We start from the raw sequence: 17,304 nt of genomic DNA on the forward strand, positions 1-17,304 counted from the left end.
GGTCAGGCCCGGCGGACCATTCGGGCGGCGAAGAAGCCGTCGATCCCGCCCTCGAGGTGGTGCGGCAGGATGCGCAGCCAGCCTTCGGCGGAGATGCTGTCCGCCGGCGCGCCGCCTTCCCCGGCCGATACCGACTCGAGCGCAAAGTCCGGGCGACGGGCGAGGAAGCCACGAATCTGGGCCTCGCCCTCCTCAGGCTCCAGCGAGCAGACGCAGTAGACCAGCCGCCCGCCGGGTTTCACCCGGTCTGCTGCGGAGTCGAGCATGCGGATCTGCACGCCGGCCAGGCTGGCGATGTCGCCGGGCGCGGCGGCCCAGAGCACGTCCGGGTGGCGGCGGAACGTGCCCGTCGCCGAGCAGGGGGCGTCCAGCAGCACCGCGTCGAACGTTCGCCTGTCGGTCCACGACCGGGCGTCGGCGGCGACGACCTCGGCGGTCAGGTCCATCCGGGCGAGGTTTTCGCTGACGCGCTTCAGCCGGTCGGCCGATCGATCAATCGCCACGACCGAAGCGCCGGCGGCGGCCAGTTGCAGGGTCTTGCCGCCCGGCGCGGCGCACAGGTCGAGCGCCGTCTGGCCCGGCTGAATGTTCAGGAGTCGCGCGGGGATCGCCGCGCCGGCGTCCTGGACCCACCAGCGGCCTTCGGCGAAAGCGGGCCACTCGGCGAGGTCGCCGCGCTTCGCGGTGCGGATCGAGCCGCCCGGCAGGACCGTCCCTTCGAGCAGGGCCGCGAGCGTCTCGGCGTCCGCGGGGTCTTTCGCGGTCAGGTCGGTGTCCGGCTCGTTGGCGATCACCGCGGCGATGGCGCGGGCGCCGGCGTCGCCGAAGGCGGCCTGCCAGCGGGCGAACAGCCAGGACGGGGCGAGGGCCTCGGGATCTTCTGCCGGTTTGCCGTCGCGCTGCAGGCCGCGCAGGATCGCGTTGACCAGGCCCTTGAACGACCGGGTCGGCTTGAGGCGGTCGGCGATGGCGACGGTGGTCGAAACCGCCGCGTGGTCCGGCACATCCATCCAGAACAGCTGCGCCATGCCGAGTCTCAGCAGGGTGCGGACCCGTTCCGGCGGCTCGCGCTGAAGCTTCGGGGCGAGGGCGCGGTCGATCACGCCGAGGTGGCGCAGGGCGACCATGGTCAGGGCGCGGGCCAGCGCCCGGTCGCGCGGCGGCAGTCCGCGCGTGGCCGAGACGGACAGGGCCTCGTCGAGGCCGGCGCGCCGCGACAGGGCGGCTTCCAGGAACTGGGCCGCCGCCTCCCGCGCGGGGAGGCCGATATCTTCATGCTCGCTCACCCGCGCCCCGTGCCCTGTCCGGGCCGGCGGCGCAAGAGGCCGGTCACGCCGCCGGCTTGCGCCAGCCGCTGATCACGCTGATCAGGAAACAGATGATGCCCAGGATCGCCGGGATCTCGGCCGCCATCATCACCTGGCCGCTGAGCTTGTGGGTGAGAACCTGCGGCAGCAGGACGGCCATCAGGATGGCGCCGAGGCTCGAGAGCGCCAGATTGACCCAGGCCAGAACCCCAGGCGTGGCGCCCGGCAGGGCGTAGTAGCCGCCCATGATGGCCAGGGTGACCCAGCCGAGCAGGTTCAGATGGGCGTGGGCCGGCATCATCGAATGATCCCCGCTGGTCCCCATCTGACTGCCCCAGATCATGCCGGCGAGACCACAGAGCGTGGCGATGGTGAAGAAGGCTGTTGAAACGCGTGGCATTCGATTCCCCCAGAAACGATGCGCTTACCCAGATCGGGCACGCCTAGAAAACCAGCGTTCGACAAGACGATCAAGTCGCGGGCGCATGGCGAAGTCCGGCCCCGTCGGCGTTGTTCCCGTCGTTCGCCACTGATAAATCCCGGGCATGGACAATGATCAGCAGGACGACCTGCCCCCCGGCGCCAATCCCGATGTGGTGCTGACCCCGGCCGCCCGGCGGGCGCTGGAGGAAGCGGCTGCCCGCCGCGCCGCCGCGCCGCCCGTGGATCTCCCGCCGGAAGAGGGCGGCCCGTCCGGTCTGGAGCCGACCCGCTACGGCGACTGGGAGCGCAAGGGCCTGGCCAGCGACTTCTGAGCCGGCGGCCGCCTGTCCGTGAGGCGCGAAGTTTAACCACGCGCCTCTCGCGCCTCAGGGGCAAGCGTTCGCCTCTCGCCGTTGACGCTCCTAGGGTCGCCGCTTCAAGGCGCCGGAGCGGCCATGATGATCTGGATTAAGCGTGTCGTGCTGGCCCTCGTCAGTCTTCTGACACTCGCGCGGGCCGCCGCGGCCTACGAGGCGCCGCCGCCGCCGCCGTCCGGTTACGCGCCCGCCTACACTCCGGCGTATTCACCCGCTCACCCCGCGCCCGACCAGGGCTACGGCTACTATGTGGTCGAGACCTGCTGCAGTCGCGCGCCGCATCCGGCGCCGCAACCCCTGCCGCCGCCGCCGCCCCCGCCGCCTGCCTGCCCGGGTCCCTGCGGCGGCTACAGCTACGGCGGCGGCTACGGTCAGACCGGCGGCTATGGCTACGAAGAGGGCTATCGCGCCGGCTATGTCGCCGGATACCCGCGCGGCGCTGCGGAAGCGCAGATCTTCGTCGAGGACCAGGACGGCCGCTGGAGCCAGGTCTCGGGCGCCCAGGCCGCGGGGACGGCCTATGGCTACGCGGGGGCCTATGGCGGGTCACCGCGGCCGCCGGCCGGTCCTCCGCCCTGCAGCAGCTGTTGCGGCGGCGGCTACACGCCGCCCGCGCCGCCCTCCTGTCCGCCATCCTACCCGCCGGGCTATGGCGAAGTGCGCCTGGGCGACAGCTTCTTCTGGGGCGGCGGCGGCGTCGGGCCGGAAGTCTACGCCGGCGGCGGTGGAGGCGGCGGCGGTTATGCCTACGCGGGCGCGTCAGCCTCGTCCTATGCCTACGCCAGCGCCAGTGCGCGGGTCACGGTAGGCGGCGGCCGCGGCTATCGCCCGCCCCCGCACCGTCCTCCGCCCGTCCACCCCGGCAAGCCGGGCAAGGGCGGTGGCAAGCCCCGCAAGGGCGGCTGCTGCCACTAGGCTCTGGCCATCTCCTCAACGATCCGCAACGCTGCGGCGCGGGGGTCCGCCGCCGCGGTGATCGGACGGCCGCAGACCAGATGGCTGGCGCCCGCCTGCAGGGCTTCCAGCGGTGTCGCGGCGCGCGCCTGATCGTCCTTGCCCGCCCAGTCCGGCCGAACGCCGGGCGTGACGACGAGGAAGTCGGGGCCGCCGATCCGCCGGGCCAGCGCCGCCTCGTGCGGACTGGCGACCACGCCGTCCGCGCCCGCGTCGATCACCTGCCGGATCCGGCGTTCAACCAGCTGTTCGACGCCCATCCCGTAGCCGATCTGCGCAAGGTCCTGGCCGTTCAGGCTGGTCAGGACGGTCACGCCGACGATCTTCGCCTGGCGGTCGCCGCCTCGCCCCTTGACCGCCGCCGCCAGCACCTGCGGCTGGGCGTGGACGGTCAGCAGGTCGCAGGCGCCGGTCCCGACGATCGCCGCAGTGGCCTTTTCGACGGTCGCCCCGATGTCGTGCAGTTTCCAGTCGAGGAACACCTTGCGGCCCCGCGCCTTGAGGTCGCGCGCCATGTCCATGCCGCCCACGGCCAGCATCTGCAGGCCGATCTTGTAGAAGCTGACGCTGTCGCCGAGCGCCTCCACCATCGCCTCGGCCTCGGCGCGGCTGGGCAGGTCGAGCGGAATGATCAGGCGCGGGTCGGCGGACATGCGGCGTCTCCCGCCTCTCGGGGGAGGCGATATCGTGTGATTTGGGCTAAGGAGGCTGCATGACCCCCTCCGAATACGCCGTCAACTTCTTCGTCGCCCTGTTCGCGCTGCTCGACCCGATCGGCAACGTGCCGGTGTTCGCGGCCGCCACGGCCGGCGCCGTCGCGGCGGGTCGGCGCTGGGTCGCCGTCTACATCTCGCTGTTCGCCTTCGCGTTCATGAGCTTCTTCTTCTTCACCGGCCTGTCGCTGCTGGAGTTCTTCGGCATTTCGCTGCCGGCCTTCCGCATCGCCGGCGGGGTGATCCTGTTCCTGATGGGTCTGGAGATGGCGCGCGACGACTTCACGGCGATGTTCGCGGACGCTGCCGAGGGGGCCGAGGACGCCGGCCCGCGCGCTTACGCCCGGCGGCGCTTCGAGCGGCTGATCGTCCCGTTCGCCATGCCGCTGCTGATCGGTCCGGGCGCGATCTCGACGGTGATCATCTACGCCAGCGAGGCCAAGGCCCTGGGCCTTGAGGGCATGGCGGTCGGGATCGGCGTCATCGCCGCCGTCTCGCTGCTGACGATGATCTGCTTCTGGCTGACGCCGCTGATCTCCCGCCTGCTCGGCCGGATCGGCATGACCATCATCGTGCGGGTGCTGGGTCTGATCCTCTGCGCCATGGCGGTGCAGTTCGTGATCATCGGCGTCGCCGACACCGCCCGCAGCGTGATCATCAAGACGGACGTCTCAGCGCCCTACTCGGCCACCAAATGATCCCCTCCCGGGTGGGAGAGGACGAGGGTCTAGACCTTCCGGAATCGTGACCCCTGGCTGGCCATCAGCGCCAGCGCCCAATCGTCAGGCAGCAGCTTTGCCAGCGCCGCGATCGCCTTGTTGGGCGCGCCGGTGACGCAGACCGGCCGGTTGGCCTCCGCCGCCTCATAGCCGGTGGCCGCGACCTCGTCCGCCCCGAGCCACAGCCAGTCCGGCGTCGACTGGGTGATCTGCGCCCGCGTGGCGTTGACGTCATGGAACTCCGAGAAGGTGAACCCGGGGCAGAGGGCCGAGACATGCACGCCCGTCGTCTGGTTCTCGAGGTGCAGGCTCTGGGAGAACTTCACCAGGAAGCTCTTGGTCGCCGCATACAGGGTGTGGCCGGCGGAGCCCGGCACGAGCCCCGCGAGCGAGGCGACATTGACGATGCGGCCGAACTTCCGCTCGATCATCCCCGGCAGCACCTTGTGGGTCAGCTCGCAGACCGCGACCAGCATGACCTGCAGCATCGACCGCTGGTCGGGCCATTCGGTGTCGGCATAGGCGCCGGGCAGGCCGTAGCCCGCGTTGTTGACCAGGGCGTCGACGACGCGGCCGTGGGACTCGATCTCGGCCAGAACCGCGTCGGCGGCGCCGGGCTCGCCCAGATCGGCGGCGATGACCAGGGCCTCGACCCCGAAGCGCAGGCGAATCTCGCCGGCGAGGGACTCAAGCCGGTCGGTCCGGCGGGCGGTCAGGGCCACATCATAGCCGTGGCTGGCGTAGATGCGGGCGAAAGCGGCGCCGATGCCGGCGGAAGCGCCGGTCACCAGCGCAAGGCGGCGAGCCATGCGGGCGGACCCTTCGAGGAACTGGGACCCCTAGATTGGCCCGCCCGCCGACCCGGTCAAGCCGCGTCAGGCGGCTTGCTTGAGTTCCGCCTCCGCGCCACGCGCCCAGCGCAGGGCCGCCTTGCCGACCCGCAGGCCCAGAAGGCGCGCCGTTTCGTGCTCTCCCGAGGGCGGGGATACCTCGGCGGCGGCGTTGTCGGCCTGGGCGGCCAGGCCGATGAACGACCCGACCCGGTTGACCGTCTCGGGCCCGCGCTGGGCGGCCGGGATGTTCGGCGCCGGGATGCCGAGGTTGATCCAGTTCATGCCGTGCTGGGCCGCCAGGATCGAAAGGCTGCTCAAGGCATGCAGCTTGTCGCCCGAAAAGCTGTGCGAGACGGTGAAGCCCGCCGCCAGCTTGTCCTTCCAGGCGCCCGTGAAGAACGCCTTCGAGGAGGCGTCGGCGAACACTTTGAACACGCCGGAAACGTCGCCCATGTAGGTGGGGGCGCCAAAGATCACGCCGTCAGAGGCGGTGATCTCGTCCAGCAACGGGTCAAAATCCTGCGTGGCGCTGTCGATCTTCAGCAGGACGGCCTCGACGCCCGCGTCCCGGACGCCCTGGGCGACGCTGCTGGCGAGGACTTCGGTGTGGCCGTAGCCGGAGTGATAGGCGATGGCGATGCGGGTCATTCGGGGATCCCAAAAAAGAAACTGTGTCAGTCACAGTTACCTAATCGGGCAGCCTTCCTGCCGCAAGTGATCCGCAACAGACGCGATCACAGTTTTTCTGCGGGAGCCTTGAGAAGATCGGCGACGGTGATGCGGGACAGCCGCTCGGACGCCGCGGTGTCGGCCGCGACGATCGCCGCGCTGACCGCTTCGGGGATCATTTCCCCGACCGGGCAGCCCTTGGCGCCCGGGGGCGCGACGCCCAGGTGGGTGCAGCCGCCGACGGCCTTGAGCACCGCATCGAGGCTGATCAGCGCCGGATCGACCTTCAGCCAGGCCCCGCCGCCGGCGCCGGCGCGGGTGTCGATCAGGCCCGCGCGGGCGAGCATGGCGGTCACCCGCCTTACGACAACAGGGTTTGTCGGCATGGAGGCGGCCAGTTCAGCGCTCGATATGGCGCGCTCCGCCCCCGTCGCCTCCTTGTGGGCGAGATAGGCCAGGGCGTGAGCCGCGACGGGAAATTTCTGGCTGTCTGACATGATCGGACCTGAAAGGTAGGAAAGGCGGGGGCCGGACGCCACGAAAATCGTCGTTCCGACCTTGCGGCCACGCATTGAACCCCCTGCGGATTGGGTGTATCGCCCGCGCCGCACTCGCTAGGGACTTGGCGGCGGGACCTTCCCGCCGTGATCCCGGAGGGATCTGATGGCTTCCGAAGCCCCTGGCGCGACCGCACCCGATACAGCGGCGCCGACACCGACTCCAAAGCCCGCTCCGGAGGGCCACGGCGCCCAGAGCTTCTGGGCGCTCGCGATCGGCTCGATCGGCGTCGTCTTCGGCGACATCGGAACCAGCCCGCTCTATGCGATGCGCGAGGCGCTGCATCACACCCGCAGCGGCGTGACCACCGAACTCGCCGTTCTGGGCGTGGTGTCGCTGGTGATCTGGGCGCTAATCCTGGTCGTGACCGTCAAGTACGTCGTGCTGCTGATGCGGGCCGACAACAAGGGCGAGGGCGGCACCCTGGCCCTGATGGCCCTGGCCCGCAGAACCCTGGCCAAGCCCAACGGCAAGCGGTCGGCGACGGTCTTCTTCCTCGGCGTGATCGGCGCGGCGCTGTTCTACGGCGACGGGATCATCACCCCGGCCATCTCGGTTCTGTCGGCGATCGAGGGTCTCAAGGAGGCCCCGGGCCTCGGCGGGCGCGTCGACAACTGGATCCTGCCGATCTCGGCCGGCATCCTCATCGCCCTGTTCATGGTGCAGTCGCGCGGCACGCACCGGGTGGCGACCTTCTTCGGCCCGATCACCCTGCTGTGGTTCCTCGTGCTGGGCGGGCTCGGCCTCTACCACATGTTCGACGACCCCTCGATCCTGCGCGCCGCCTTGCCGCACTACGGCGTGATGTTCCTGTTCCAGAACGGGTTCCTGGGCTTCGTGATCCTCGGCAGCGTCTTCCTGGCGGTCACCGGCGCAGAGGCGCTCTACGCCGACATGGGACATTTCGGGAAAAAGCCGATCCAGGCCGCCTGGCTCTGGCTCGTCTTCCCCTGCCTGGTCCTCAACTACCTCGGCCAGGGCGCGATGATCCTGTCCCACCCGGAAGCCAAGGCCAATCCGTTCTGGGCCATGGTGCCTGAGCTGGCCTACTGGCCGGTGCTGGCCCTGGCGGCCACGGCCACCGTCATCGCCAGCCAGGCCGTGATCACCGGGGCCTTCTCGGTGACGCAGCAGGCCGTTCAACTGGGTCTGCTGCCGCGCATCGACATCCGCCGCACCTCCGAGACCCAGGCCGGCCAGATCTATGTGCCCCAGGTCAACACCCTGCTGCTGATCGGCGTGCTGGTCCTGCTGTTCAGCTTCAAGACCTCCAGCGCCCTGGCCGCGGCCTATGGCATCGCGGTGACGGGCTCGATGCTGGTCGACACCCTGCTGGCCTTCGTGATCGTCCGCTTCATGTGGAAATGGCGCTGGTCGGCTACCCTGGCGGTGCTCGTGCCGCTGGTGGCGATCGACCTGACCTTTATCTCCTCGAACCTTCTGAAGATTCCGCAGGGCGCGTGGATGCCGCTGGTGTTCGGCGCCCTGCTGGTGCTGATCATGTGGACCTGGACGCGCGGATCCCAGATCCTCACCGACAAGACGCGCCGGGACTCGGTGCCGCTGACCGACCTGATCGACATTCTCAAGGCCAGGCCGCCGCACCGGGCTCCGGGCACGGCCATCTTCCTGACCAGCGATCCGGACATGACCCCGGTCGCCCTGATGCACAATCTCAAGCACAACAAGGTGCTGCACGAGAAGAACGTCGTCGCAACGGTGCGCACCGCCGAGACGCCGCGCGTGTCCGAGGCCGACCGCGTGCGGATCGAGCCGGTCAACGACGACTTCAAGAAGCTGATCATCACCTACGGCTTCATGGAGACGCCGAACGTGCCCAAGGCGCTGGCGCTGCTGCGCAAGCAACAGGGGCTGAAGTTCGACATCATGGCGACAAGCTTCTTCCTCGGCCGCCGCTCGGTGATCGCCTCGGCCCACAGCGGCATGCCGCTGTGGCAGGACAAGATTTTCATCTTCCTGATGCGCAACGCCGCCAATCCGACGGACTTCTTCAAGATCCCGCCCGGTCGCGTGGTCGAGATGGGCGCGCAGGTGACGGTCTAGGGCGATGATCCAGACCCTGTCCTTCGTCGGCGACGCCTTCTGGATTCTCGGCCTGGCGCTGATCAGCGCCCTGTCCTGGGGCGCCTGGAAGCGCATTCCCGCCGGGACATCCGTCCCCGTCGCCTGGAAGGGCGAGACTATCGCCGTCCGCGCCCACCGCCTGCCGGCGCTGTGGCTGGTTCCGGTGCTGGCCTTCGCCCTCGGCGTCTGGCTGAAGTTCGAGAGCCGCGCCCCGGGGATCGACCTCAACGGCGCCCTGATCGCGCTCGGCGTGCGCATGACCCTCGCGCCGCTGATCGCCATCCTGCACATGAGCCAGATCCGCCGGGCGCTGGTCGCGTTGGAGGACGAGGGCGCGCTGGGCCCGTCGCGATAAGGCCACAAACGCGCGACCATCCTTCCGGGATGATCGACCGCCGCTCCGTTCTGATCGCCCTGCCGGTCCTGGCCGCGCCAGGCCTCGCCCGGGCCGAGCCGGACTGGCCAGCGCGCCTCGTGACCGCCGCCCGGTCCCAGGTCGGCCGCACGGTCCTCTATGACCCCGCCTACGTCCGCCTGGCCTATCCGGGCGGGGACGTGCCCCAGGACCGCGGCGTCTGCACCGACGTGATCATCCGCGCCTACCGCGCCGCCTTCGGCCTCGACCTGCAGAGGCTGGTGCACGAGGACATGGCGAGGGCCTTCGCCGCCTATCCGAAGACCTGGGGCCTGGGACGCCCGGACCGCAACATCGACCACCGCCGCGTGCCCAACCTCGAGACCTTCCTGACCCGCAGGGGCGCAGCCCTGCCCCTCGCGGCGCTCTGGCGGCCCGGCGACCTGATCACCCAGCGCCTGCCGGGAAACCTGCCCCACATCGTCATCGTCACGGGCGCCCGCTCGGCTCTCGGCGAGCCGCTCGTGGCGCACAATATCGGGGCCGGAACACAGGTGGAGCCGATCCCGGTGTTCGCCCGCAACGTCGGTCGATTCCGTTTCGCGCCCGATCGGGCTTGACCCCGGCCCCCCGGCGCCCTTGAACGCGGCGACTCCGTCCCTCTCCCCCAGGAATGCCGCCGTGTCCGACAAGAAGTCCGTGAAGAAGGTCGTCCTCGCCTATTCGGGCGGCCTCGACACCTCGATCATCCTCAAGTGGCTGCAGACCGAATACGGGGCGGAGGTCATCACCTTCACCGCCGACCTCGGCCAGGGCGAGGAAATCGAGCCGGCGCGCGCCAAGGCCCTGGCGGCCGGCGTGAAGCCGGAGAACATCTTCATCGAGGACGTGCGCGAGGAATTCGTCCGCGACTACGTCTTCCCGATGTTCCGCGCCAATACGGTCTATGAGGGCCAGTATCTGCTCGGCACCTCGATCGCCCGGCCGCTGATCGCCAAGAAGCAGATCGAGATCGCCCGCAAGATGGGCGCCGACGCGGTCAGCCACGGCGCCACCGGCAAGGGCAACGACCAGGTCCGCTTCGAACTCGGCTACTATGGTCTCGAGCCTGACATCACCGTCATCGCGCCCTGGCGCGAGTGGGACTTCAAGTCCCGCGAGGCCCTGCTCGACTTCGCCGAGAAGCACCAGATCCAGATCACCAAGGACAAGCGCGGTGAAGCGCCCTTCAGCGTCGACGCCAACCTCCTGCACTCCTCGTCCGAGGGCAAGGTGCTGGAAGACCCGGCGGTCGAGGCCCCCGAGTTCGTCCACATGCGCACCATCGCGCCCGAGGACGCGCCGGACAAACCGACCGTCTTCACCATCGACTTCGAAAAGGGCGACCCGGTCGCCATCGACGGCGTGGCCCTGTCTCCGGCCGCCCTGCTGACGAAACTGAACCAACTGGGCCACGACAACGGCGTCGGCCGGCTCGACCTGGTCGAGAACCGCTTCGTCGGGATGAAGTCGCGCGGCGTCTACGAGACCCCGGGCGGTACGATCCTGCTCGCCGCCCACCGCGGCATCGAGTCGATCACGCTCGACCGCGGGGCCATGCACCTGAAGGACGAGCTGATGCCGAAGTACGCATCGCTGGTCTACAACGGCTTCTGGTTCGCGCCCGAGCGCGAGATGCTCCAGGCCGCCATCGACTACAGCCAGAAGAACGTTTCCGGCCAGGTGCGGGTCAAGCTCTACAAGGGCAACGTCTCGATCATCGGCCGCACCAGCCCGCTGAGCCTCTATGACCAGGACCTGGTGACGTTCGAAGAGGGCAAGGTCGCCTACGACCACCGCGACGCCGGCGGCTTCATCAAGCTCAACGCCCTGCGCCTGCGCGTCCTGGCCAAGCGGGATCAGCGCGCGAAATAGGCGGGGCGGGCGCCACCCGCTCTTCCCGGTCGAAGGGTTCCGGCTTTTCGCGAAGCATGACAGGCTCCGCCGCTGCGGCGCAGACCGCATCGGGTTTCGGGGAGGTTCCTTCACATGCAATCACACGCCTACGTCGCCATCGTCACGCTGCTCGCGCTGCTGGTCTATTTCTGGATGGGGATGGGCGTCGCCGGCGCTCGCCGCAAATCGGGCATTGCGGCCCCGGCCATGACCGGCGACCCGATCCTTGAACGCGCCGTGCGGGTCCAGGCCAATACCCTGGAATGGCTGCCGATCTTTCTGCCGTCGCTGTGGCTCTGCCACCTGTTCTGGACGCCCCAGGACCCGTCGGGCGTGATCGTCGCGGCCATCGGAGCGGTGTGGATCGTCGGGCGGATTCTCTACGCCCTCGGCTACGTCAAGGATCCGGCCAAGCGCGAAATGGGCTTCCTGATCCAGACCCTGGCCGGGGCGGTCCTGCTCTTCGGCGCCCTCGGCAAGGCCGTGATGATCCTGCTGGCCTAGCGGGCCAGGCCGGCCAGAACCGCGCCCTGCCAGATCGCCAGACCGGTCACCAGCAGGCCGACCAGCCAGGTCAGGGCGCGGACCGGCAGGACCTTGGTCATCCAGCCGGCGAGCGGCGCGGCCAGCACGCCGCCGGCGATCAGGCCACCGACCGACCAGGCGTGGTCCAGCAGGCCCGTGGCCTCCCAGTGTCCGCTCACAAGGGCGCTGATGAAGGTTGCTGAAATCGCGGCTGCGACGAAGAACTCCGCCGCGTTTGTGGTGCCGATCGCCTGTCGCGGCTCGGCGCCCGAGCCCAGCAGGGTGCTGGTGACCACCGGTCCCCAGCCGCCGCCGCCGACGGCGTCAAAGAAGCCGCCGAACAGGCCCAGCGGCAGGGGGCGCTTCCAGCTCATGACCCGCGGTCGCGTGCCCTTCCAGGCCCGCCACAGGATCACCAGGCCCATGATCCCGAGCCACGCCACCACCCAGGGCTTGATCACCTTGCCGTCGATCGAGGTCAGGACGTAGGCGCCCAGCACCCCGCCGACGACGCCCCCCGCCGACAGATGGAGCAGCAGCCGCCAGCTGATGTTGCGATAGGCGACGTGCGAAGCCGCCGAGGCCGCCCCGGTGAAGACCTTGGCGGCATGAACGCTGGCCGACACGTTCGCCGGCGGCACGCCGAGCGCCAGCAGGACGGTCGAGGACACCACGCCATAGGCCATGCCCAGCGCGCCATCGACCAGCTGCGCCGCCATGCCGACCGCGAAGAAAATCCAGAAATCGGGGTCCATGCCGCTCCAGAGGGATTGCTCGTGACAGCCATGACAAGGAATGCGAGCGGCGTCACCCGCCAATCCCTATGGACCCGATAAGGATTTCTTGAGGCGGGGGTTGTTCGTCGGTCGATCGGGCGGATAAGGCCTGCCCATGACCTTGCCTGTGAATCCCGGCCTCTACGGCGCCTTCCTCGCGACCATGGTCCTGATGGCCGTAACGCCCGGCCCGGCCAATCTGTTCGCGATCGCCACCGGCATCCAGCGCGGGCGGGCGCAGGTCCTGATCGGCGTCGCCGGCATGACATTCGCGACGCTGGTCTGGTTCACGGGCGCGGCGCTGGGGCTCAGCGCGCTGATGGCGGCCTTCCCCCGGGCTTTTCGTCTGCTGGCGATCGGCGGCGGCCTCTATGTCGCGTGGCTGGGGCTTCGGTCGATCTGGTCGGGCCTCCGCGATGAGGGCGGCCCGTCAGACCGGCCCGTCGTGCAGGTCGCCCGATCGGCCTTTCTGGACGGCTTCGCGGTGCAGATCTCCAATCCCAAGGCGCTGCTGTTCTTCACCGCGGTCCTGCCGCCGTTTCTTGACCCGGGCCTGCCTATCCCCCCGCAACTGCCGTTCTACGCCGCGGCGACGATGGGGATGGATGTCGTCGCCATGACCGCCTACGGCCTCGGCGGCGCGGCTCTGGCCGGGCGGATGAACGAGCCGGCGTTCCGGCGGGGCTACGCCCTGACGGTCGGGGCCTTGCTGATCGCCGTCGCCGCACTGATCCTCACGCGCGGCTGACGCGCATCTTGGCGCAACCCGAAAGGGGCGCCATGTGTTGTTCGCAGAGGGACTTTCCGCCCCTGGAGCAAACGACGATGACCCTGAAAGCAGCCGCCCTGGCGGTGGCCCTGGTCGCAACGGCGGGCCTGACGGCCTGCGCCACGCCCACCCCCTACCAACCCGCTGTCCGCGGCCAGGCCGTCTCGGGCGGGTTCTCGGAGACGCGCATCGAGGCGGACCGATTCCAGGTCAACTTCGCCGGCAACAGCCTGACCTCGCGGGAAACGGTCGAGCGCTATCTGCTTTACCGCGCCGCCGAACTGACCGTGGCGCAGGGCGGAACCTGGTTTTCGCTGGTCGAACGCAAGACCGACCGCCGGTCGCGAACCTATGTCGAGCCACCGGCCTATGGTCCCTATGGAGCCTATGGCCACTGGCGCCCGTCCTGGCGCTACTACGGCCCCGCCGTGGGCTGGCGCGCCTGGGACCCCTGGTACGGCGACCCGTTCTGGGCTGACCGGATGGACGTCCGCACCATCGAACGGTTCGAGGCCTCCGCCGAGATCCTGATCGGACAGGGCGCCAAGCCGCAGAACGACCCCCGGGCCTTCGACGCGCGGGACGTGATGGCCAATCTGGGTCCGGGCATCGTGCGGCCGCCGGCTGAATGACGCTCAAGGAAAAGGGCGACGTCCTCGCGGACGCCGCCCCCTCGTCTTGCTTCAGGCGTGCGGGTTTAGCGCGGCGCCATGCGGATCGAGCCGTCCAGACGGACGTCTTCGCCATTGAAGTAGCCGTTGCGGATCATTTCCAGAGCCAGCGAGGCGTACTCTTCGGCCTGGCCGAGACGCTTGGGGAACGGCACCTGGGCGCCCAGGGCCGCCTTCACCGCTTCCGGCGCGGCGTTCAGCAGCGGGGTGTTGAAGATGCCCGGCAGGATGGTGTTCACGCGGATGCCTTCGCTCGACAGGTCGCGGGCGATCGGCAGGGTCATGCCGACGACGCCGCCCTTGGAGGCCGAATAGGCCGCCTGGCCGATCTGGCCGTCCTCGGCCGCCACCGACGCGGTGTTGACGATCGCGCCGCGATCGCCGTCCGGCAGGGGCTCCAGGGTCAGCATGCCGGCCGCCGACTTGGCGATGCAGCGGAACGTGCCGACCAGGTTGATCTGGATGATCATGTCGAAGTGGGCCAGCGGGAAGTGCTTGATATCACCGGTGTTCTTGTCGCGGCTGGCGGTCTTGGCCGCGTTGCCGGTGCCGGCGCAGTTGACCAGGATGCGCTCCTGGCCGTTGGCCGCGCGGGCCTTTTCAAAGCCGGCGTCGACTTCGGCGTCGCTGGTCACGTTGACGGCGCAGAAGGTCACGCCCAACTCTTTCTCGAGCGCGGCGCCGCGATCGGCCTGGCGGTCGAGGTCGAAGATGGCGACCTTGACGCCCTGGGCGACCAGCGCGCGGACAGTGGCCTCGCCGAGGCCGGACGCACCGCCGGTGACGACGGCGGAAATGGAGGAATCAAGCTTCATGGACGGCTCCCCGGTCCTTGTGTTGAATACAGTTCGAAAAGGGGTTTAGCCCGATGAGCGCCGATTCCAAGCCGTCACCCGACGTAAACCCGGTCATCGATCCCGACCGGGCCCTCGTTCCCGAGGTCGTCAGGGTCAATGAACGCCGCGTCGCACAAGGGTTCTGGCCCAAGATCCGCCGTGTCGCGGCGCGTGTTCCCTTCGCGCCTGAAGCGCTGTCCGTCTGGTGGTGCGCCCGCGATCCGGCGACGCCGACGGCGGCCAAGGGGCTGATGCTGGCCGCTCTGGCCTATTTCATCCTGCCGACCGACGCGATTCCCGACATTCTCGCGGGGATCGGCTTCACGGACGATGCGGCCGTGTTCGCGGCGCTGATGGCGGTTGTGGGCAAGAACATCAAGCCGCGCCATCGCGCCTCGGCCAAGGCCTGGCTCGACCGGTTCGCGTCTGACGACTGACGACATCCTGCCGGCGGGGGCCATGGAACAGACCAACACAGTCCTGACCGGCGTCTCGGTCCTGGCGGCGCTCGGCTACGGGCTGATCATGGCCGGCCTCCCGTCGTCGCTCGAGCGGACGCTGGTGAAGGTCGCCGCGGTCGGCGCCCTGGCGGTGATGGCCTTCCTGTCGGACGCCCCCTGGCTTCTGGCGGCCGGACTGCTGCTGTGCGCGGTCGGCGACGCCTTTCTGGCCGGAAACCCGCAGCGCTGGCTCCCGCTGGGCCTCGCCGCGTTCCTGGTGGGCCACATCCTGCTGATCTTCCTGTTTCAGGAAGGCCGCGACCCGGCGCTGGAGATGACGCATCTGCAGATCGCCGGCTCCGTCGCCGTCGGCGTGGCGGCCGTGGCGATGCTGGCCTGGCTCTGGCGGGCGCTGGGGCCCATGCGGCCGGCGGTGATCCTCTATGTCATCGCCATCGCGGTGATGGTCGGCTCGAGTTTCCTGCTGCCGTCCTACTACTGGCCGGCGATGCTGGGGGCGGTCGCCTTCATGGCCTCCGACGCGATCCTCGCCGGCGACCTGTTCCGTCAAACGAAGCTGTTCGGGTCGGCGCGCGTGACCGGCTGGGCGGTCTGGTTCCTCTACTACGCCGCCCAGGCCCTGATCGCCTGGGCCTTCCTGAGGTCGCCCTACTGACGATCATTCTGCGGCCGCGGCCGCGGCCGCGACCGCTCGCGCCTGCTTTGCCTGGTGCTGTTCGCGGAAAGTGATGAACAGGGTCGAGGCCACGACGATGGCCGCGCCGACAATCGTCGGCCAGGTCGGTATCTCGCTGAAGACAAAGAAGCCCACGACGGCGGTAAACACCAGACGGCTGTAGTCGATCGGCGCCATGGCCCCGGCGTCGCCGATCTGCATGCCCTTGATGTAGCAGCCCTGGGTGATGGTCCCGACCACCCCCATCGCCGCCAGCAGCATCAGATCGACCGGTTCGGGCCAGCGCCAGACGAACGCCGCCGGCGGAATCGAGAAGACCAGCCCCAGCACCGCCGACCAGACCAGCAGGGTGAAGGGCGAGTGATCGCGGGTCATTACCTTCATGCCGGTGATGGTCATGGCGAACATCGCCGCCGAGGCGAGCGCCGCCATCTGGCCAAGGCCGAACCCGTGTCCCGGCGCGCCCGGCTGCAGCATCACCAGCACGCCGAGGAAACCGACCAGCGCCGCGCCGATGCGCAGCGGCCCGGTTTTTTCCCGCAGGATGAACACCGCCAGCGGCACCATCCACAGGGTGCGGGTGAACGACAGGGCGTTGGCCTCGGCCAGCGGCAGCTTCTGGAAGGCGTAGAAGCTGAAGATCATCGCCAGGGTGCCGACCGCCGAGCGGAAGAACAGGATGCCCGGCCGGGTCGTGTGAAACGCGCCGCGCCAGTCGCGCAGGATCAGCGGCGTCAGCACGATCAGCCCCGCCGCCTGCCGGTAAAAGGTCTGCAGCGCCGCCGGATAGTCGTCGCCGAGAAACTTGATCAGGGTCGTCATGACCGTGAACGACAGCGCCGAGGCCAGCATCCACAGCGCGCCGCGCACATTGGGCGCCAGCGTCGGGCGGACCGGCAGCGGGGCGACGGGCGGCAGATCGTCGGTCACTGGCGCGTCCTGACCCAGCCTGTGACCGACAGCCGCGGGCCCGCCGCGAAGGGGGTCACCCAGGACACCGCATGCGCCTGCGGTACGCGGAACAGGTTCAGGGCGTTGAACGCCGGCGTGTAGCCCTCGGCGACGTGGCCGTCTTCATCGAGGAAGTTGAGCACCCCGCCCCAGTCGGCCCGCCAGACCGGCGTGAAGTTCAGGACATAGGCGAACAGGCGCTTCTTGCCGACAATGTCGTCGTCATGGACCGACAGGAAGTCGCCGGCCCGGTAGCGCGAGACCATCACGTCGCAGTAGTCGCAGCGCGGCTCGCCGGTCACGGCCCTCACGAACCCCAGAAAGCGCTCGCTGTTGAGGAAGTCGTGCACCGCTTCCAGCGGCGCCAGGGCGCCGCCGCGCCGCTTGCCGGCGTCGATGTCGTCGCTCAGACGCCAGGCGTCGAACCGGAAGCAGAAGCCCGCCTGCGCCGCCCGCGCCATGTCGGCGTCGAAGTCGGCGCGAAGCTCCGGCGTCAGACCTTCGAAGTCCTGAAGCGAGCCATCGAGGCTCGGTCCGTTTGTCCGCCAGCTCTTGACCCAGGGCACATCGGCGCTGAAGGCCGCGCCGACCTCCGCCGCCGCCGCCGGGTCAAACACACCCGGCAGGTGAAGCCGTCCCATCCGCGCGAACACCGGGGCGATCCGGGCGGGATCGAGGGCCGGGTCTATGGCGAGCGGGACGGTCACAGGG

General features: G+C 69.4%; 22 protein-coding genes. 12 read left to right on the forward strand and 10 right to left on the reverse strand.

What is annotated here, in order from left to right; all coding sequences use genetic code 11:
• Nucleotides 1–2 precede the first annotated feature (2 nt).
• On the reverse strand, nucleotides 3–1,286 hold the full coding sequence (locus AC3WJT_RS01835) for an RsmB/NOP family class I SAM-dependent RNA methyltransferase (RefSeq protein ID WP_492341362.1): 1,284 nt from the start codon (nucleotides 1,284–1,286) through the stop codon (nucleotides 3–5).
• A 43-nt stretch (nucleotides 1,287–1,329) separates the two neighbouring features.
• Nucleotides 1,330–1,707 (reverse strand): hypothetical protein, encoded by a 378-nt coding sequence (locus AC3WJT_RS01840; protein WP_492341363.1) that lies wholly within the window; start codon nucleotides 1,705–1,707, stop codon nucleotides 1,330–1,332.
• Nucleotides 1,708–1,852: 145 nt separating this feature from the next.
• Between AC3WJT_RS01840 and AC3WJT_RS01845 the strand changes: the two genes are divergently transcribed.
• Both AC3WJT_RS01845 and AC3WJT_RS01850 read left to right on the forward strand, forming a co-directional pair.
• The gene (locus tag AC3WJT_RS01845) at nucleotides 1,853–2,062 is read left to right on the forward strand and encodes a DUF1674 domain-containing protein (RefSeq protein ID WP_492341364.1); all 210 of its coding nucleotides are present in this window, start codon (nucleotides 1,853–1,855) and stop codon (nucleotides 2,060–2,062) included.
• 123 nt (nucleotides 2,063–2,185) lie between these two features.
• Complete coding sequence (locus AC3WJT_RS01850) at nucleotides 2,186–3,022, forward strand: hypothetical protein (protein WP_492341365.1); 837 nt, start codon at nucleotides 2,186–2,188, stop codon at nucleotides 3,020–3,022.
• Here the strand turns inward: AC3WJT_RS01850 and pyrF are convergent.
• Nucleotides 3,019–3,714: an orotidine-5'-phosphate decarboxylase gene (gene pyrF, locus AC3WJT_RS01855; RefSeq protein WP_492341366.1), complete on the reverse strand. Its 696-nt coding sequence runs from the start codon at nucleotides 3,712–3,714 to the stop codon at nucleotides 3,019–3,021. The genes AC3WJT_RS01850 and pyrF overlap by 4 nt on opposite strands.
• Before the next feature lie 59 nt (nucleotides 3,715–3,773).
• Here pyrF and AC3WJT_RS01860 point away from each other — a divergent pair, with 59 nt between their 5' ends.
• Nucleotides 3,774–4,472 (forward strand): MarC family protein, encoded by a 699-nt coding sequence (locus AC3WJT_RS01860; RefSeq protein ID WP_492341367.1) that lies wholly within the window; start codon nucleotides 3,774–3,776, stop codon nucleotides 4,470–4,472.
• 29 nt (nucleotides 4,473–4,501) lie between these two features.
• Here the strand turns inward: AC3WJT_RS01860 and AC3WJT_RS01865 are convergent, their stop codons facing one another.
• From AC3WJT_RS01865 to AC3WJT_RS01875, 3 genes are all read right to left on the reverse strand, one after another.
• Nucleotides 4,502–5,302, reverse strand: a complete 801-nt coding sequence (locus tag AC3WJT_RS01865) for an SDR family NAD(P)-dependent oxidoreductase (RefSeq protein ID WP_492341368.1) — start codon at nucleotides 5,300–5,302, stop codon at nucleotides 4,502–4,504.
• Between the two features lie 66 nt (nucleotides 5,303–5,368).
• Nucleotides 5,369–5,974 (reverse strand): flavodoxin family protein, encoded by a 606-nt coding sequence (locus tag AC3WJT_RS01870; protein WP_492341369.1) that lies wholly within the window; start codon nucleotides 5,972–5,974, stop codon nucleotides 5,369–5,371.
• A gap of 86 nt (nucleotides 5,975–6,060) precedes the next feature.
• Nucleotides 6,061–6,492, reverse strand: coding sequence for an Rrf2 family transcriptional regulator (locus AC3WJT_RS01875; protein ID WP_492342352.1), 432 nt, complete (start codon nucleotides 6,490–6,492; stop codon nucleotides 6,061–6,063).
• A gap of 166 nt (nucleotides 6,493–6,658) precedes the next feature.
• Here AC3WJT_RS01875 and AC3WJT_RS01880 point away from each other — a divergent pair, with 166 nt between their 5' ends.
• The 5 genes from AC3WJT_RS01880 to AC3WJT_RS01900 all read left to right on the forward strand — a co-directional run bounded on the left by AC3WJT_RS01880 (nucleotide 6,659) and on the right by AC3WJT_RS01900 (nucleotide 11,432).
• Nucleotides 6,659–8,617 carry a potassium transporter Kup gene (locus AC3WJT_RS01880; protein ID WP_492341370.1) on the forward strand — a complete coding sequence of 653 codons (1,959 nt, stop codon included), beginning with the start codon at nucleotides 6,659–6,661 and terminating at the stop codon, nucleotides 8,615–8,617.
• 4 nt (nucleotides 8,618–8,621) lie between these two features.
• Nucleotides 8,622–8,993, forward strand: a complete 372-nt coding sequence (locus tag AC3WJT_RS01885; protein ID WP_492341371.1) for a hypothetical protein — start codon at nucleotides 8,622–8,624, stop codon at nucleotides 8,991–8,993.
• A gap of 29 nt (nucleotides 8,994–9,022) precedes the next feature.
• Complete coding sequence (locus AC3WJT_RS01890; RefSeq protein WP_492341372.1) at nucleotides 9,023–9,613, forward strand: DUF1287 domain-containing protein; 591 nt, start codon at nucleotides 9,023–9,025, stop codon at nucleotides 9,611–9,613.
• A 61-nt stretch (nucleotides 9,614–9,674) separates the two neighbouring features.
• Nucleotides 9,675–10,907, forward strand: coding sequence for an argininosuccinate synthase (locus tag AC3WJT_RS01895; RefSeq protein ID WP_492341373.1), 1,233 nt, complete (start codon nucleotides 9,675–9,677; stop codon nucleotides 10,905–10,907).
• Between the two features lie 114 nt (nucleotides 10,908–11,021).
• A complete protein-coding gene (locus AC3WJT_RS01900) occupies nucleotides 11,022–11,432 on the forward strand; it encodes an MAPEG family protein (RefSeq protein WP_492341374.1) in 411 nt (136 codons plus the stop codon).
• On the opposite strand, the gene AC3WJT_RS01905 is transcribed toward AC3WJT_RS01900, so the two are convergent.
• Complete coding sequence (locus tag AC3WJT_RS01905; RefSeq protein ID WP_492341375.1) at nucleotides 11,429–12,208, reverse strand: sulfite exporter TauE/SafE family protein; 780 nt, start codon at nucleotides 12,206–12,208, stop codon at nucleotides 11,429–11,431. The two genes, AC3WJT_RS01900 and AC3WJT_RS01905, sit on opposite strands and share 4 nt — an antisense overlap.
• Before the next feature lie 136 nt (nucleotides 12,209–12,344).
• Here AC3WJT_RS01905 and AC3WJT_RS01910 point away from each other — a divergent pair, with 136 nt between their 5' ends.
• On the forward strand, nucleotides 12,345–12,977 hold the full coding sequence (locus AC3WJT_RS01910) for a LysE family translocator (RefSeq protein WP_492341376.1): 633 nt from the start codon (nucleotides 12,345–12,347) through the stop codon (nucleotides 12,975–12,977).
• Nucleotides 12,978–13,054: 77 nt separating this feature from the next.
• On the forward strand, nucleotides 13,055–13,630 hold the full coding sequence (locus AC3WJT_RS01915; RefSeq protein WP_492341377.1) for a CC0125/CC1285 family lipoprotein: 576 nt from the start codon (nucleotides 13,055–13,057) through the stop codon (nucleotides 13,628–13,630).
• 65 nt (nucleotides 13,631–13,695) lie between these two features.
• Here the strand turns inward: AC3WJT_RS01915 and AC3WJT_RS01920 are convergent, their stop codons facing one another.
• Nucleotides 13,696–14,484 (reverse strand): SDR family NAD(P)-dependent oxidoreductase, encoded by a 789-nt coding sequence (locus AC3WJT_RS01920; RefSeq protein ID WP_492341378.1) that lies wholly within the window; start codon nucleotides 14,482–14,484, stop codon nucleotides 13,696–13,698.
• 53 nt (nucleotides 14,485–14,537) lie between these two features.
• Here AC3WJT_RS01920 and AC3WJT_RS01925 point away from each other — a divergent pair, with 53 nt between their 5' ends.
• Entirely contained in the window at nucleotides 14,538–14,942 is a 405-nt protein-coding gene (locus AC3WJT_RS01925) for a YkvA family protein (protein WP_492341379.1), read from the forward strand.
• A 22-nt stretch (nucleotides 14,943–14,964) separates the two neighbouring features.
• Nucleotides 14,965–15,621, forward strand: coding sequence for a lysoplasmalogenase family protein (locus tag AC3WJT_RS01930; RefSeq protein WP_492341380.1), 657 nt, complete (start codon nucleotides 14,965–14,967; stop codon nucleotides 15,619–15,621).
• A 3-nt stretch (nucleotides 15,622–15,624) separates the two neighbouring features.
• Here the strand turns inward: AC3WJT_RS01930 and AC3WJT_RS01935 are convergent, their stop codons facing one another.
• Together AC3WJT_RS01935 and AC3WJT_RS01940 are read right to left on the reverse strand one after the other, a co-directional pair.
• A complete protein-coding gene (locus tag AC3WJT_RS01935; RefSeq protein ID WP_492341381.1) occupies nucleotides 15,625–16,572 on the reverse strand; it encodes a DMT family transporter in 948 nt (315 codons plus the stop codon).
• The gene (locus AC3WJT_RS01940; RefSeq protein ID WP_492341382.1) at nucleotides 16,569–17,300 is read right to left on the reverse strand and encodes a 2OG-Fe(II) oxygenase; all 732 of its coding nucleotides are present in this window, start codon (nucleotides 17,298–17,300) and stop codon (nucleotides 16,569–16,571) included. Before AC3WJT_RS01940 ends, AC3WJT_RS01935 begins: the two co-directional genes overlap by 4 nt.
• Nucleotides 17,301–17,304: the final 4 nt, after the last annotated feature.

Source organism: Caulobacter sp. FW305-C-30-S16 (assembly GCF_058783025.1).